We start from the raw sequence: 14,997 nt of genomic DNA, 5'->3' as shown, positions 1-14,997 counted from the left end.
TTGGGATATAAAAATCCCAGGCCTTTCATATTTTAATTTCATCCTTACTTGGATAATTTATATTTCAGGTACATTTGTTCACGAAATTTTGTATCAGTAACGGATCTTTGTAAGTCATCTAGTTTTCCTTCCGACAACAGAATTTCAGTAAGTCGGGCAATTCGGATTTCACCTTCCAGTCTTCCTTCCGCCATTCCTTCCAGTTTCCCTTGCCGCAGTCCTTCTCTCCGACCTTCAGCTAATCCCTGTTGAAGACCTTCTGCTAATCCCTGTTGCAGTCCTTCTGCCAGAAGTTCATCAAACTTAGTCATCAGTGTCATATAGATCAACCTCCATTCTTCATTTCTGCGTCCTTCCTCCACGCCAACGATTGACTTCTTAACCAGATTACTATTCGCTCCTGCCTGAAATTCCCCAGGAGATATTAAAAACAATAGAAATTCCTTTAATTCGTCTGAAATTACTCCATGAGTTCCCTGGGCATTCACGAAAACTTTGTAAGCTCCATCATTGAGTACTTTTTCCGGCAACTCTGTGCATCTGTTCTGGAAACTGTAAATATACTGTCCAAATCCAAAGGGATCAAAGGTACAGAGAAATATAATGTAGCTGTTTCCAAGTTCTTTATACATCTGCCCTTTCTGAAGCATGGCAGTATCCAACTGGCTTTGATAATATCTGCTCCTCTGCGGCAGATCTCTTTTGTTTGATGTCTGCAATTCCACATCAAAACTCCTATTACCGCTTTTAGCAAAAACATCAAGCCTTACACCCTTAGCAGATGCATAAGTATCAATGGTTTCCTGTGAGCTGATAAAATCAATTCTGTCTATGGGGAAATTTAGTATGCTTTCCAACAGCTGTCTGCACAATTCCCCATTACTGCGCATCACATAAGAAAACATAAAATCGTCCGTAAGCTCAAGTTGCTCATACGGTTTATACTTTATCATTTGTTTCCTTTCCCTCTCCAGGGGAAATCAATAATCCTGAGTTTATTATATCATTCCAGGAAAAAGGAATCAATGAATGTTTTTGGTCTCCTCAACTATATAAATCGGCCTGTCCTTCAGTTCGGCAAACAGAATCGCAATATAATTTCCAATAATCCCTACAATTAAAAACAGAACTGCAAACATAAAACAAATCAGAACAATAATCGTGGCATACCCACTTGGTGTTCCCACTCTTGCCCAGCTCCATATGGTATAAATCATCATGATAATTCCAAGAATACCGGCACCGCAGCCGGCATAAATCCCAAGCTTCAGAGGGAGATTAGAAAAACACATAATGGTATTTACAGAAAATGCAATTAATTTCTTAATGCTGTACTTACTTTCTCCTGCAACCCGGGTTCTGGCTTCATATTCAATCGTAGTTCTGGGGTATCCGATGTTTTGTACGTATCCTCTCAGAAAGCGTACTTTTTCTCTGTAATTATCTTTAAGCACCTTTGCCGCTTTTCCGGATACTGCAAAAAAATCAGAAGCGTTTGGCTCGAATTTCACATCAGACAGCACATTGATCAGACGATAAAATGCGGAGGAAGCAAAATTTTTAAACCAGCCTGCTGATTCATTTCTGGTACGGACCATGTTGATCACATCGTAACCTTCTTCCAGCTTTTTTACAATCTCAGACAAATATTCCGGCGGGTGCTGCAAATCTGCATCCATACACACAATTCCGTCACCCTTACTATAATCCAGTCCGGCAATCATGGCTGCTTCATGACCAAAATTTCTGGAAAAGCTTATAACTTTTACCCGGTCATCGGACTCAGACAGACGGGTAAGTACAGAAAGAGTCTGATCCTGGCTTCCGTCGTTTACGAAGATAAGCTCATATTTCCAGCTTAGATTTTTCAAAATGCTGGCCGTTTCCTCATAGAACCGGTTAAGCGCCAATTCTTCATTGTAACATGATACAACGACCGATAATGTCTTTTTCATAAATTTACTCCTTAGCTACTGGTTACCCTCTCGAAATACACTGTAACCATTCTCTTTTAATATAGTCAGTGCACTTCTTACTTTCTGTCCGCTGTCTTCCCGACCCAGCCGGTATTCGAAATTGGCACGGAGCTCTTCATCCGTCACCTGTTCAAATCTAAGGGCCAGTTCTGCCCTCCGTTCATAAGCTGCTTTCCGGTGAGGCGCTTTTTTTACTTCAGTATAAGTGGTATAACAGTTTCCTGTCAGAAATACAAAACAGGTAATTCCCGCTGCCAGCTTCACACCTGAACCAATCCGGTATCTCCTCTTTCTGAAAAGTAAGGCAAAGGTAAGAATAATTCCAAGTATACCCGTCTGAAACTGAAGGGCATATCTGGAGCTGAGCCCGTAATTCTCCTTAAGAAAGATCCATCTGGCCAGCACGATCAGCACATGGTTCAATACTCCCGACATAATTAAAATAACAGGAAGAATGGTTTCCTCATAAAGGCGGTAATACCAGTTATACCACAGAGCCAGCACATATAAAGCGATCACAATGAGACCCATGATCAGGAAAGGAGCATTTGTACGAAAAATCTCTTCAGCTCTCTCCCCTTCAATTACCATGGAAGAAAAGGATTTTACAAAAAAACGGACAAAAAATCCAGGAGTATCCATGAGCTGGGTGAGGAGTGAGACCGTCGCAGACGCATCATGGTCTTCCACTGCATAGTGATTGCTCCATAGATATAAAAGAAACGGAACAAGAGTACAAATTCCGTAAATGATCGGCCAAATCCCCAATTTCCGTCTTTTAAGCAGAAACATCACAATGCAGGCCAGAAGCACGGTCACAGAATAGATGGCGCAATACGGTCCTGCCACAAGAAGGGTTGTAATAAACGGAAGTACAATCAGATAAATACGGTCACGAAAGCAGTCATCACCGTTCCATAACCGATCCAAAACTTCATAGTGATAGTAGAAAAGCGCAAATGAAAGAAAATGTGCAAATCCGCTTCCATTATTTAACATCTCCCATTTATTCAGACTGAAAAATACGGCCATCAGTACCAGAAACCAGCCATAGGAGAGCTTTTTACGAATACAGTATCCAGTTATCACCGCACCGGAAAGCCCAAGTGCCATAACGCCAAGTACCCGGTCAAACATGATGTTATAATCAAAAAAAGTTACATTAATAATTCTTGCCAGATAGTTGATTGGGATACGAGTCAGGATATCCGGTACGAAAAACAATCCTGGATCGAACACATTGGGAAGATAGCTGTTTACCAGACGGACATAGTCTGAGTATATCCCATCACAGGTTGCCGCAAAGATGTACCAGAGGCAGAAAATCGTTCCCAGGAAAGGGACTGTATAGTAAAGGTATTTTTGTTTCATCATTTCACCTCTGTCGCTTAATCGGCTGTAATCTCTGCAACGACTGCCAGATGCTTTTCGCTCCGCTGTTCCGCTGCTGCCTGGTAATAAAAGTTACTTTCAAACGTTATTTCCGAAACTTTATATGGGGGAACATCAATCTCTGCAGCCGCAGTGCTGGAATCGATGGAAACCACCGTTTTTTCTTTTCCTTCTACCATAACAGTGATATGTTCCAGTCCGGTTATCACACCCGGGTAATAGAATTTCAGTTTGATTACCCCTTCTTTTCCTGCCATAATTCTGATCTTTGCATCCTCATCCAGCCAGCCATCTTCATAGCTGCCGTAAACCCGCTGGAATTTTAGATCTTTTACAAATGAAGTAACGTCCTGAAATGCATTATGTGCGGGATCCTCACGCAAAATCAGCATGTTTGGCGCCACAAGACCAATATCTCTGATAGAATCAATTAATGTAACTTCTGTTCCTTCCGCCAGACGTTTGCTGTCAAAGGTCTTAAAAAAGGTCCGGGCTGTAAAATCACTCATTTCATAAGTATTTCCGATAATATAGATCTTTTTTCCGAATATATCATCTCCATACTTTCCATAGGTCTCTTCTGCAAGAGAATTATAACGCAGCTGAGAGGACCAATAGTAAAGATTATCGTATTTGTCCCGGTAAAAATTTTCAACAGGGAGCATGATAAGACCGTAAAGCACAAACAGACCGCAATATAAAAGGGGGCCGGCAGAAATAGTCTGTCCCTCTTTCAGCGGAACTGCTTCTCCGCATAAATATGCGGCAAACAGCCATGCAGCAGTCATGGATACGTAGATCCATCTGGTTTCTACACGGATGGTAACGCTTGAAGATCCAATGCACAGGGCTATGAAAATAATGAATAATGCAATAATCGGAAACCGTTCTTTTAATTTCCCCTTGTCTCTGAATAATATAAATAAAAATCTGATAACCATCATCAAAAGAGAAAAATTGGCGAGCATGACAAGAACCCGAATCCAGGAGGGAGACTGGCTCCAGCTTAATCCGCTTAAATAATCAGGTCCTGCATTAATTCCAAATATATAAAGCACCTGGCTGAGGGCATACTGAATGCTCTGGGATATGCTAAATGTATCGGCTACTGTCGTGCCTCCTGTCCCAGCAGGAGATATGCTTCCGATGGTGAGAAAACGTATGAGCTGAACTGCCAGGAAGGCCCCGGTTATACCAAGCCAATAGGAAATCTTCTTCTCTTTTTTTATAAGGAATGCAAAGTAAAATAAAGGAAGCAGAACCATATAGCGCTCATGAACAAAACATATAGAAAAATACAACCCCGCTGCTGCCCGGATATACCGGTCTGGCTGCTCTTCCCCGGATAAATAACGACACAGAAAGTAAAGAATCCCGATTGCCATCCAAAGAGCCATACTTTCCATAAGACCGTACACCTGACTGATCTGATAGTAAGACATTCTGGAAAGAAGATATAAGATTCCGCAGCCAAATCCCACAAGCCACCGATGGGAAAGACGTTTTCCGAACCGGTATATGGTATACGCAATACAGCTGTTCAGAAGAATATTAAACGGCACAAACCAATCCGTATGACTTCCAAGAATCATCATCTCAAGCCAGGCTGCCAGATAATAAACAAAACGGAACCGGGTGCTGCCTAATGGAAATACAAACTGGCGAAAGGTCTGTTCACCGTAACAGGACCAAAGATAGAGATCATCCATATACAGACCTTTTATTTTAATCCCTCTGTTAATGAAAAAAGCAAAGGAAATCAAAAGCAGAGCTGCAATGACTTCGTTCTTCCACAAAGCTTCCTTACCCATCCACTGTCTCTCTTCCATCTTTTCCTCCTGTTCATGTAAAATTAAAAAAACCGTTCCTCCAGCATCAGACATAATGCATGATATACCGGCAGATGAAGTTCCTGAATTTTATAGGTTTCCTTCTCCGGAACCACGATGGATACATCTGCAATCTCCTTTAGCTGTCCGCCATCCCTTCCTGTAAGGCCAATGGTTTTCATGCCAATCGCTCTGGCAGCCGTCATGGCATACATGATATTTTTAGAATTTCCGGATGTGGAAATGCCAAAAAGGACATCTCCCTCTTTTCCATAACCATATGTCTGCTGGGCATAGATTAAACTGCCATCCACATCATTTAAGTAGGCAGTGGAAAGTCCCGGGTGACCGGTTAAAGCAATGGCCGGAAGCCCTCCCTGAAGTTTATCTGCCAGTTCCTTGCCGCGGACCGGATCAGCCTCTAAAAGCTTTTGGGCAAATTCCCCGGAAACACTTCTGGGTTTTACAAAACCTTTCATCAGCTCACCGACGATATGTTCTGCATCCGCACAGCTTCCTCCGTTTCCGGCAATTAAAAGCTTTCCTCCGTTTTTATAACAGTTTTCCAGAATCTCATACGCTTCTTTTATCTCATCTTTCACACTGGTTAAAACCGGATAACGTGTAAGAAGCTCTTCCAAATAGTTCATGGGTTCCATCAAACTCACACTCCTTCTTTTTGTAAAATCCACTCTGCTGCTGCTGTCATGTCTTTCGCATAAGCATCAAAGGCTTCCTTTTTCTCCTCTTCGGTCAGGCTGTTATATAATTCTTTTCCATATCCTGTGCCTACCAGGACCGAGCTTACGCCAAAGTTATGTCCCGCTTCCGTATCCAGAAGTTTATCTCCAACCATATAGGAGTGGGACTTGTCCACATGAAAATATTTCTCGGCCATTTCAAACATTCCAATGTCGGGTTTGCGGCAATGGCAGGATTGTTTATAAACTCCGATTCCATGGACCGGGTGATGGGGGCAGTAAAAAAAACGGTCTATTTCTGCTCCGTCTTGCGCAAGAAGACGGTTCATATATTCATGAAGCTGATCTACATCCGACTCACTATAATATCCTCTTGCGACCCCTGCCTGATTGGTCACTACTACAAGACGAAATCCATGCTCTTTTAAACGTTTTAATGCAGCAGCGACACCGGGAAGGATCACTAAGTCCGAAGGCCTGTGTAAATACTCCACTTCTTCATTGATTGTCCCATCCCGATCTAAAAAAACAATTTTATCCATGTTCGTTTCTTCTCCTGCCGCCTGTTTTTCATTTTTATTATAAATGGAAATGATATTGTCCGTCTGGCATGGAAACTCTGACATCCTGATAATCCCAGCGGGATTCATCTGTAATCCAGCTTTGGGCACCTCTTAATTCAAAGTTCCAGTCTGTCAGCTGGCCTCCAGCCGCTTCCATTCTTGCAGCCACCTTATGGCGTACATTATAAGGACAGTAAACCAGTAAAAATCCGCCGCCGCCTGCTCCCAGAAGCTTTCCTCCAAGTGCTCCTGCTTTCAGAGCCTCTTCATAAAGCTCATCGATCTGGGGTGTGGTAATCTTGCTGCTCATTCTCTTTTTGCTTTTCCAGCCATAGTCCAGGAGCTTTCCAAAGCTGTATAAGTTGCCCTTTAAAAGCTCATCTTTCATGGCATATGCAAGTGCTTTCACTTCACACATGGCTTCAAACGGATCCTTTTTCTCATAATTTGAGACCTGATCCTTGATAATGTTGGCGGATACATGAACGTTTCCTGTATAGCAAAGAAGAAGGTTATACTGCAGTTCATGAATGATTTCCTTTTTAATTCTGAGGGGATTGACTACTACGTTATTACGTCCATGGAATTCAATAAAGTTAAAGCCTCCAAAGGTAGCGGCATACTGGTCCTGATACCCGCCGTCAATCTTTAAATCCTCCCGCTCCACCTGATAAGCAAGATCAGCCATGGCGTAGCTGTCAAGCTCCACGCCCTTCCATCTTGCCATGGCAGTTAAAAGCGCTACCATTACAGTAGAAGACGTTCCAAGACCGGATCCTGGAGGCGCGTCACACTGTAAATAAACTTCGCAGCCCTGTTTGATATCCATGGCTTTTAAAGCAGCAGTAACAAGATCAAGACGGCCGTCATATACATAGTTTTCTTTTGTATTATACTTCACTGTCATATCAAAATCCAGGGAATGGACGATGATCTGGTCATCTTGTCTGGGTACAATGGAGCAGTAAGCGTATTTATTGATGGTGCTGCCGATTATGGCTCCTCCCTGCTCGATGCAGAAGGGGGCAACGTCGGTCCCTCCTCCTCCAAAGCTGACACGCAGGGGAGCCCGTCCTCTGATTATCATATGATCACCCTTCCTTCCTTAACATCTTCCATGAAACGGTAATAATCTTCCGGAATACCGATATCAATGAAATATCCGTCATTTACCAGACCGCCAAGCTTTCTTCCTTCCGAGAGCCACTTTGGAATCATATCATGCTCAAGAGATACCTTTCCTTCCGGTATTGTATCTAAAAGAGCGCGTTTCATGAAATAAAATCCGCCGTTGATCGTTCCTTCTCTGGACTCTTCCACCTTTTCGTCAAAGGCTGTTAAACGGCCATTTTCCAAAATTGCCTGACCGTAACGGGATACATCAGGAACTTTCCGGAGAACCAGAGCCATTTCAAGGTCCGCTTCCTCCATCAGTTCCGTGAAGCTACTGCAGTCGATCTGATAGAAGGTGTCTGCGTTTAAAGCTAAAAATATATCTTCTGTCACCTGTTTACCAGCATTTTTTATGGCTCCGGCTGTTCCTAACAGTTCCTCTTCATAAGCATAAGAAACACGAATTCCCCATTTAGAACCATCTCCAAAATAATCTTCCACCATAGAACCTTTATATCCTACGGCGAAGATAATTTCTGTTACGCCATAACGGATGAGCTGTCTCACCACATATTCCATAAAAGGTTTCTCTTCTATCAGCGCCATGGGCTTTGGCCGGTCACTTACTACGGAACGCAGTCTGGTACCCAGCCCGCCTGCCAGCAAAACTGCCTGCATCTTCATGTCCTCCCTTATCTGTTATCATCGGTTCATACTTTATCTGTTCTAAAAATCCTCCCCAACCACGCTCCAGGCCGCATCAATGCTGTGATACGTCCGAATGTAGTTCTGGGTATTCTGGCTCATCTGCCTTAAGCTGTCCGTGTCATTGTAAAGAGTGATTACTTCCTCTGCAAATGTCTCCGGCTCATCTCTTACCACCATCACCTTTTCTGCCTCAGGAATTCCCTCTGCTCCAATGGAGGTAGTTACAACAGGGGCGCCATAATAAAGCGCTTCAATTACCTTTCCCTTAACGCCTGCTCCATAACGCAGCGGAACTACCACAATCCGGCAGCTGGCGTACAGACTTGCAAGTTCTTCTTCAGTCACAAAGCCTTTTACGATGATTCCGTTATCCGGCTGTTCCAGAGCCTTGATTTCATCAGTAACCTTGGAGCCGACAATGTAAAAATTAACCGGTATCTGTTCCCTGATTAACGGAAATATCTCCCTGGCAAACCATAATACTGCATCTGCATTGGGCGGATGGGCAAAACCGCCGACAAACAGCAGTCCTTCCCTCTTTTCAAAATCATTGGGAATGTGATTTAAAAACTTATCAAAAACGTAAGCTACGATTGCTTTTACCGGTACGGAAGGCTCGATTTCATGAATCGCTTCCCTCTCAACATAGGAGGGATAATAGGATACCGCCGCCTTTTTCATGAGACGCAGTTCCATGGATCTCCAGTATTCGGAAGCTTCCCGCTTTTTAGGATCTCCAGTAAGCTCATATTCCCTGCCTTCCCGCAGGAAATGAAGGTCATGGCCGTAATAAATCAGCTTCATGCTGGTATGTTCCCGAAGAAAATCAATATATTTCTGAGCGATATGGGGGCGGTTTAAATAAGCTGCCTTTATATCGTCTCCATGTGTCTTTAACCAGTCCCAGATACCTGCCTGATATTCCCTGCCGTAAAGAATCTCGATTCCCATCTGCTGCAAAGCGGTGGAGTAGGGTTCTTCATGAAGGAAATTGTCTCCCAGGAACTTGACCACATATCCTTTATCAATAAACATCTTTAAATACTGGAATGTAGTTTTGGAACCAGCATCCCGGTCATAGGTAGGTACATAATGATCTACCACAAGGATGATGTCCTTTCCCTGGCTTCTTTCTCTGGCACGGAATGGATCAGGGTTACCGTTGTTTTCGCTTTGCTGGCTGAATTCAACTGCCCATTTTTCTTTCAGCTTTTTACTGTTTTCCACCTGATAGCGTTTTAATCCGGAACCATTGACATCTGTGCCGTTTGAAACACCTTCGAAATGAATCACCTTGGAAAGGGGCTGATAAACCACCCGGTAACCGGCTTTACGCACCTCAAAGGCAAGATCGGAATCTTCACAATAAGCCGGTGCAAACCGTTCATCGAAGCCGCCAATCTGCTTCCATAAATCATTGGAAAGAAGAATTGCAGCACCGGAAATATAATCCACGTCTTTTACATAATTGTATTCAGGCTTTTCCGGATCGTCCAGACGTCCGTAATTCCAGCCGGACCCATCGCTCCATAAAATTCCTCCTGCTTCCTGAAGGCGTCCGTCAGGATAAACCAGCTTGGAACCCACCATTCCGATAGAGGAATCAGACTCGATTAAATTCACCAGGCTGTCCAGCCAGCCGTCGGTCACCTGAGTATCATTGTTTAAAAACATGATATATTTTCCTCTTGCCGACTTTGCCGCCTGATTGCAGTTTCTTAAAAAGCCCTGATTGGTCTCATTGCGGCAGATCACCACATTTTCTGTGAATTTGGACAGCTCTGCCGTGGCATCACTGGATACGTCATCTGCTATGATCACCTCATAATCCACATTCTTTGTATGCTCCAGTATGGACAGCAGACAGGCATAGGTATAATGGATCTGGTTGTAAACCGGAATGACAATGGATACCATGGGGTGCCCTTCTTTCACAAAACGAAGCTTTCCATGAATCCGGTATTCCTCACCGATTTTCATATCCCCTTCCATAAGATTCCTTCCCTTATCTGTTGTATAAAGGGAAATGGACTTTACGGGGTGGAGAATAGTCTCCTTCATATAAAACAGGATCTTCCGCTTTTTCGTACCTTTTGGGAATTTTTCATTAAAAATTCTTCCCAGCCTGCGCCATACCTTATAAAAGAAGGATTCATGCTTTCTTAACTGTTCGATGATCCCCTGCATGGTTTCGCAGTCCTTTCTAAGGGATGCAATAATCATCTCCTGATTGGTAACATGGTTATCCGTCAGGCGTTTTTCTTCCTGCTGTTTTGTAATGGTTAAATCCTTTTCTTTTAACTCTGCTTTCATCTGGGCAATGCGGTCCTTGGTATCATCAATGATCTGGGATACCTCAAACATGCTGTCAGGGAGTGCAAAGGTCTCATGCATATAGTTTAAGAGATAAATCTGCTGGTTCTCACCGTGGACATATTCCTGAAAATGACGCTCCATCTCTTCATAGATCCCGATTAGCTCCCTGTCTACTCCCTGTTCTTCCATAAATGCTTCCATGGAATCATAGCTCAGGATGCTTTTATACTGCTCATAAAAATAATAAAGCACGCGGAACTTTATGAAATTAACCGGAACTGGAAAAGAGAATACCCATTCGTAATCCAGACAGTAAGGACCGTCTTCTGTCATCATGATATTCTCAAAAAGGCAGTCAATATTTGAATGTTTAAATGCCCAGTCCCTCTTAATCTGCTCTCCAGTATCCGGCAGAACACCGAATACCTCTTCAAACTCCTCAGTAACATGGAAAGGCGTCATATAATCATCATGCACCTTTAAAATCATGGAAATGCCCTCTTCCAAAGAGGCTTCGGGTACCTTTCCATTCTGAATCTCTCGGCCCAGAAGCTCGGCATAAGTCTCACCTTTTAAGAAAGCGAACCGGGCTGTGGTTCCATCGGCACTGACAGTCACGTCTGCCACATTTAACCCCTGATTCTGTTCCTTTAAATTTCTGTATTTTTCTTCAAAGGAACGGATGTGAGGAATACCCTCTGCCGTCAGGGCAGACTTTTCCACAAACGGCAGTCCATTTTCTTCCACAAGACTGGTTCGTATCTGAAAAGCTTCTCTTCTTGTTTTATTATATTTTACAAAATTAATTTTCTTCATGACGGCTCCAAATGGTTAAAAATGAATTGGCAAATGTCTCAAACTGTTTTCCTTCACACACTTCATCAAACATCTTACCTAAATCGAATCGTAAATACTTCGGGTAATCATAGGCAAGGATGGCGTGGGTTAAATCTCCCTTTCCCGGAAGATACCCGTCGGAGTAAAGAGTTACCGGGAGGCGGTAATCCGGCATGGGATAATAAAACTCCACAGTTCCTTCCTCACCTTCACTTCCGCATAAAAGTTCTTTCAGCTCTGTTCTGGACAGACAAAACTGCTCCGCTTTTGCACCAGCCTGATACTTTAATCCCAGCCGGTTTGTAATTGCAGCAATCATGGTTCCGTCCGGTTTTAAAAGTTCTTTTGCCTTCTCTGTCATTTCCTGATACGGTTCACAAAGAGAACCTGCAAAAACGATATAATCAAAGCTCTCATTACTGATAAAAGAGTGTAAATCTCCGTTCACGTAGTGGATATTGTCCCGTTTCTGATGGCGAAGGCGGTTGAATGATAAATTGTTGTGACTGGGGTCTATTACGGTTACTTCTTTTACCCGTCTGCTGTATAAGCCTGTAAGCGCGCCGTAGTCGGATCCTACCTGCAAAAGAGTTCCTTCCGAATTAAATTCAAACCAGTCCAGCAGATTTTCTCTTATCTCTGATAAGGCATATAAGTAATCCAGCCTGGGATTTTCCTGCAGCAGCTTTTTGATGTCTCCATTGTAATTCTGATACAGCTTTTTAAGTTCAGGGCTGATATCATTCATGCTTATTCCTCCTTACTTTTCTGCACGCAAAAGTGTTAAGCTTACATCTGGTTCCATATCATAAACGCCAACCGTATTTTTATTGGATATAACGGTGATATTTACAATATCATACAGACGGTGGTAAACCACATGCTCCCCGTTTTCAAAACCGGTGCAGCTCATGGACAGTAAGTATTCTCCACCCTGAAGAGTCATCTTCTGGGTGAATTCCACGACGTATTCATCGCCCTTTTTCACAGCCTTTACATCGGAGGCTTCGTACATGGTATTGGTTCCGGTTAAATCGGCGCCCCGCTTGTCCTTGATGGTATAAGTAAAAATAGGTGTCTCAATTGCTCCATGGAAATGAATCCGTTCTTTTATGGTAAAACGCTCTCCCTTTAACAGGAGATTTGTGATGTTTCCTCTCTCGTCAAGAAGCCCGAAATCGACGATTTCCGCTCTCTTGTCTCCATACTCCGTACGATTTGGATTAATTGTCAGCTTTTCCTTCATCATGCCGCCTGCTGCCGCACTGTTTCTTTCAGAAAGTGCCCGATCTCCGGAAAAATCATTGTACAACCTGCTATCCGCATCTGCCAGTTCTTCCTCCAGATCATCCATCTGGTTTGCCAGAATCTTCTTATAGAGGTCGACCATTTTCCCAGGCTCACCCTCTGCGATGAAATTGCCTTTGTTTAATACGACCACACGGTCACAATACTTGATAATGGCACCCATATCATGAGTAACCATGAGAATGGTGGTGCCATTTTTACGGATTTCTTCCATGCGGCGGTAACATTTAGCCTGGAAGAACACGTCTCCTACGGAAAGCGCCTCATCAACAATCAGAATTTCCGGTTCCACATTAATGGCAAGGGCAAATGCGAGGCGGACGAACATACCGCTGGAATAGGTCTTTACAGGCTGATAGACAAAATCTCCAATGTCGGCAAAATCCAGAATGTCCTGGAGTTTTCCATCCATCTCTTTTCGGGAAAATCCCATCATGGTACCATTCATGTAGATGTTCTCGATTCCTGTATAATCCATGTTAAATCCCGCCCCCAGTTCCAGAAGAGCGGAAATCACCCCGTTTACCTCCACATCTCCTGTGGTAGGGGTCAGGACTCCGGTTATAATCTTTAAAATAGTAGATTTTCCAGATCCGTTGGTACCGATAATGCCTACGGTCTGTCCCTTTTCCACATCAAAAGAGATCCCGTTTAAGGCATAAAAATCCCGGTGGTAATTCTTATGAGTCAGACTCATGGCCTCTTTTAACCGGTCAATGGGCTTCTCATATAATCTATATATTTTGGTTACATTATTAACAGACAGTGCTTTGTTGTTCGATTCTACGGACATTGAATCCTCCATGGTAACTGCTTACAGCACATCGGAAAAATGCGGGCGCAGCTTTTTAAATACTTTTAGTCCTATCAAAAATAAGACAATGGTCACAAACCAGAAATAAAGGCCAAGAATTGGACGTTCAAAAATCCAGTTCCCAGTTAACATGCTGTCACGGTATCCAGCCACAATATAATAAACCGGATTTATTTTCAGCAGAGTGGGAAGCCACTCAGGAGCTTTGGGAAACATCTCCGGGGCCCACATAATCGGTACCATCCACATGCCAAACTGCAGACAAATACCTACAATCTGTGCCATATCCTTGAAAAACACATTGATGGCACTGGTAAAATAAGCGATGGACAAAGACAGCATGGATGCTGCAAAGGAATAGTAAATAATCTGAAACCAGCTGATCTTTGGTAAAAATCCATAACAGAAAAATACCACAATCATAATAACAGCAAATATACCGTGTACCATCAGACATGATAACATCTTAATAAACGGCAGAATCTCTACACGGAAAACCACTTTCTTTACCAGATAATTATATTCCTGCAGACAACCAGTCCCCATGTTTAAAACTTCACTGAGATAAAACCAGGGTACTATGCCGGGAATCAGCCACAATACATATGGATATTCCTTAATGGGAGGTACACTCTTAAACCCCATCTGAAACACAAAAAAATAAACAAGGACCGTCGCCATCGGCTGCAAAAACATCCAGGCAATACCGAAGTAGGAGCCTACAAACCGCTTCTTAAAATCTGCCTTTGACAAATCCAGAATCAGTTTTCTTTTTATATAAATTTCTTTTATTAAGGAAACCAGATAATTCATGGTTTTCTCCTCTCGTTAGAATTTAAACGTATCCCGGATACCGTTCCACTTCTGGTCTTTGTCGGAAATAGTAAGCTCCATTCCCTCTGAAACTGGCCATTCAATTCCGATCTCCGGATCACTCCAAAGAATTCCGCCTTCGTCGCCCGGATGGTAGAAATCTGTGCATTTGTATGCAAATTCCGCCTCATCAGAGAGAACTAAAAAGCCATGGGCAAAGCCTTCGGGAATATAGAACTGCTTTTTGTTTTCTGCAGACAGCTCCACGCCGAACCATTTTCCATAAGTTTTGGAAGAAGATCTTAAATCCACTGCCACATCAAAAACGGTTCCTCTCACTGCGCGGACCAGTTTCCCCTGGGGAAACTGCTTCTGAAAATGGAGTCCTCTTAATACCCCTTTTACGGACATGGACTGGTTATCCTGTACGAAATTCATATTCAGGCCCGCTTCTTTAAAATCATTCTGGTTGTAGGTTTCCATAAAATATCCTCTGGAATCCGGAAAAACCGTTGGTTCAATGACATAAAGCCCTTCTATCTCACATGATGTTACTTTTATCTTTCCCATATTTTTATGCTCCTTTACATTTCAAAACATTCTTTTACTTGTAGCATTCTACCACAA

General features: G+C 43.0%; 13 protein-coding genes. All 13 read right to left on the bottom strand.

What is annotated here, in order from left to right:
- Nucleotides 1-44: 44 nt before the first annotated feature.
- Entirely contained in the window at nt 45-953 is a 909-nt protein-coding gene (locus V7D18_RS04410; RefSeq protein WP_426151829.1) for an Rpn family recombination-promoting nuclease/putative transposase, read from the bottom strand.
- Between the two features lie 69 nt (nt 954-1,022).
- Nucleotides 1,023-1,955, bottom strand: a complete 933-nt coding sequence (locus V7D18_RS04405; protein ID WP_426151827.1) for a glycosyltransferase family 2 protein — start codon at nt 1,953-1,955, stop codon at nt 1,023-1,025.
- 15 nt (nt 1,956-1,970) lie between these two features.
- Nucleotides 1,971-3,347, bottom strand: coding sequence for a hypothetical protein (locus V7D18_RS04400; RefSeq protein WP_426151933.1), 1,377 nt, complete (start codon nt 3,345-3,347; stop codon nt 1,971-1,973).
- Nucleotides 3,348-3,364: 17 nt separating this feature from the next.
- Entirely contained in the window at nt 3,365-5,197 is a 1,833-nt protein-coding gene (locus tag V7D18_RS04395) for a hypothetical protein (protein WP_426151825.1), read from the bottom strand.
- A gap of 23 nt (nt 5,198-5,220) precedes the next feature.
- Entirely contained in the window at nt 5,221-5,856 is a 636-nt protein-coding gene (locus tag V7D18_RS04390; protein WP_426151823.1) for a D-sedoheptulose-7-phosphate isomerase, read from the bottom strand.
- Between the two features lie 5 nt (nt 5,857-5,861).
- A complete protein-coding gene (gene gmhB / locus V7D18_RS04385) occupies nt 5,862-6,440 on the bottom strand; it encodes a D-glycero-beta-D-manno-heptose 1,7-bisphosphate 7-phosphatase (protein ID WP_426151822.1) in 579 nt (192 codons plus the stop codon).
- Nucleotides 6,441-6,477: 37 nt separating this feature from the next.
- Nucleotides 6,478-7,548, bottom strand: a complete 1,071-nt coding sequence (locus V7D18_RS04380) for a GHMP kinase (RefSeq protein WP_426151821.1) — start codon at nt 7,546-7,548, stop codon at nt 6,478-6,480.
- The gene (locus V7D18_RS04375; protein WP_426151819.1) at nt 7,545-8,252 is read right to left on the bottom strand and encodes a nucleotidyltransferase family protein; all 708 of its coding nucleotides are present in this window, start codon (nt 8,250-8,252) and stop codon (nt 7,545-7,547) included. The genes V7D18_RS04380 and V7D18_RS04375 overlap by 4 nt, the downstream gene beginning before the upstream one ends.
- Nucleotides 8,253-8,300: 48 nt before the next feature.
- On the bottom strand, nt 8,301-11,414 hold the full coding sequence (locus V7D18_RS04370) for a glycosyltransferase (protein ID WP_426151817.1): 3,114 nt from the start codon (nt 11,412-11,414) through the stop codon (nt 8,301-8,303).
- A complete protein-coding gene (locus V7D18_RS04365) occupies nt 11,401-12,183 on the bottom strand; it encodes a class I SAM-dependent methyltransferase (RefSeq protein ID WP_426151815.1) in 783 nt (260 codons plus the stop codon). The genes V7D18_RS04370 and V7D18_RS04365 overlap by 14 nt, the downstream gene beginning before the upstream one ends.
- A gap of 12 nt (nt 12,184-12,195) precedes the next feature.
- On the bottom strand, nt 12,196-13,536 hold the full coding sequence (locus V7D18_RS04360; protein WP_426151813.1) for an ABC transporter ATP-binding protein: 1,341 nt from the start codon (nt 13,534-13,536) through the stop codon (nt 12,196-12,198).
- Nucleotides 13,537-13,557: 21 nt separating this feature from the next.
- Nucleotides 13,558-14,370, bottom strand: a complete 813-nt coding sequence (locus V7D18_RS04355; protein WP_426151811.1) for an ABC transporter permease — start codon at nt 14,368-14,370, stop codon at nt 13,558-13,560.
- A 15-nt stretch (nt 14,371-14,385) separates the two neighbouring features.
- Entirely contained in the window at nt 14,386-14,940 is a 555-nt protein-coding gene (gene rfbC, locus V7D18_RS04350) for a dTDP-4-dehydrorhamnose 3,5-epimerase (RefSeq protein ID WP_426151809.1), read from the bottom strand.
- Nucleotides 14,941-14,997: the final 57 nt, after the last annotated feature.

Source organism: Lacrimispora sp. 38-1 (genome assembly GCF_049890855.1).
In the GTDB taxonomy this organism is placed as follows: Bacteria; Bacillota; Clostridia; order Lachnospirales; family Lachnospiraceae; genus Lacrimispora.
This window is presented reverse-complemented; position numbering and strand designations above follow the sequence as displayed.

What these genes read in the sequence shown, in the direction of transcription:
- V7D18_RS04400 (WP_426151933.1), bottom strand. Translation starts at nt 3,347, where the DNA reads ATGAAACAAAAATACCTTTACTATACAGTCCCTTTCCTGGGAACGATT.
- gmhB (WP_426151822.1), bottom strand. Translation starts at nt 6,440, where the DNA reads ATGGATAAAATTGTTTTTTTAGATCGGGATGGGACAATCAATGAAGAA.
- V7D18_RS04410 (WP_426151829.1), bottom strand. Translation starts at nt 953, where the DNA reads ATGATAAAGTATAAACCGTATGAGCAACTTGAGCTTACGGACGATTTT.
- V7D18_RS04365 (WP_426151815.1), bottom strand. Translation starts at nt 12,183, where the DNA reads ATGAATGATATCAGCCCTGAACTTAAAAAGCTGTATCAGAATTACAAT.
- rfbC (WP_426151809.1), bottom strand. Translation starts at nt 14,940, where the DNA reads ATGGGAAAGATAAAAGTAACATCATGTGAGATAGAAGGGCTTTATGTC.
- V7D18_RS04380 (WP_426151821.1), bottom strand. Translation starts at nt 7,548, where the DNA reads ATGATAATCAGAGGACGGGCTCCCCTGCGTGTCAGCTTTGGAGGAGGA.
- V7D18_RS04390 (WP_426151823.1), bottom strand. Translation starts at nt 5,856, where the DNA reads ATGGAACCCATGAACTATTTGGAAGAGCTTCTTACACGTTATCCGGTT.
- V7D18_RS04395 (WP_426151825.1), bottom strand. Translation starts at nt 5,197, where the DNA reads ATGGAAGAGAGACAGTGGATGGGTAAGGAAGCTTTGTGGAAGAACGAA.
- V7D18_RS04355 (WP_426151811.1), bottom strand. Translation starts at nt 14,370, where the DNA reads ATGAATTATCTGGTTTCCTTAATAAAAGAAATTTATATAAAAAGAAAA.
- V7D18_RS04375 (WP_426151819.1), bottom strand. Translation starts at nt 8,252, where the DNA reads ATGCAGGCAGTTTTGCTGGCAGGCGGGCTGGGTACCAGACTGCGTTCC.
- V7D18_RS04360 (WP_426151813.1), bottom strand. Translation starts at nt 13,536, where the DNA reads ATGTCCGTAGAATCGAACAACAAAGCACTGTCTGTTAATAATGTAACC.
- V7D18_RS04405 (WP_426151827.1), bottom strand. Translation starts at nt 1,955, where the DNA reads ATGAAAAAGACATTATCGGTCGTTGTATCATGTTACAATGAAGAATTG.
- V7D18_RS04370 (WP_426151817.1), bottom strand. Translation starts at nt 11,414, where the DNA reads ATGAAGAAAATTAATTTTGTAAAATATAATAAAACAAGAAGAGAAGCT.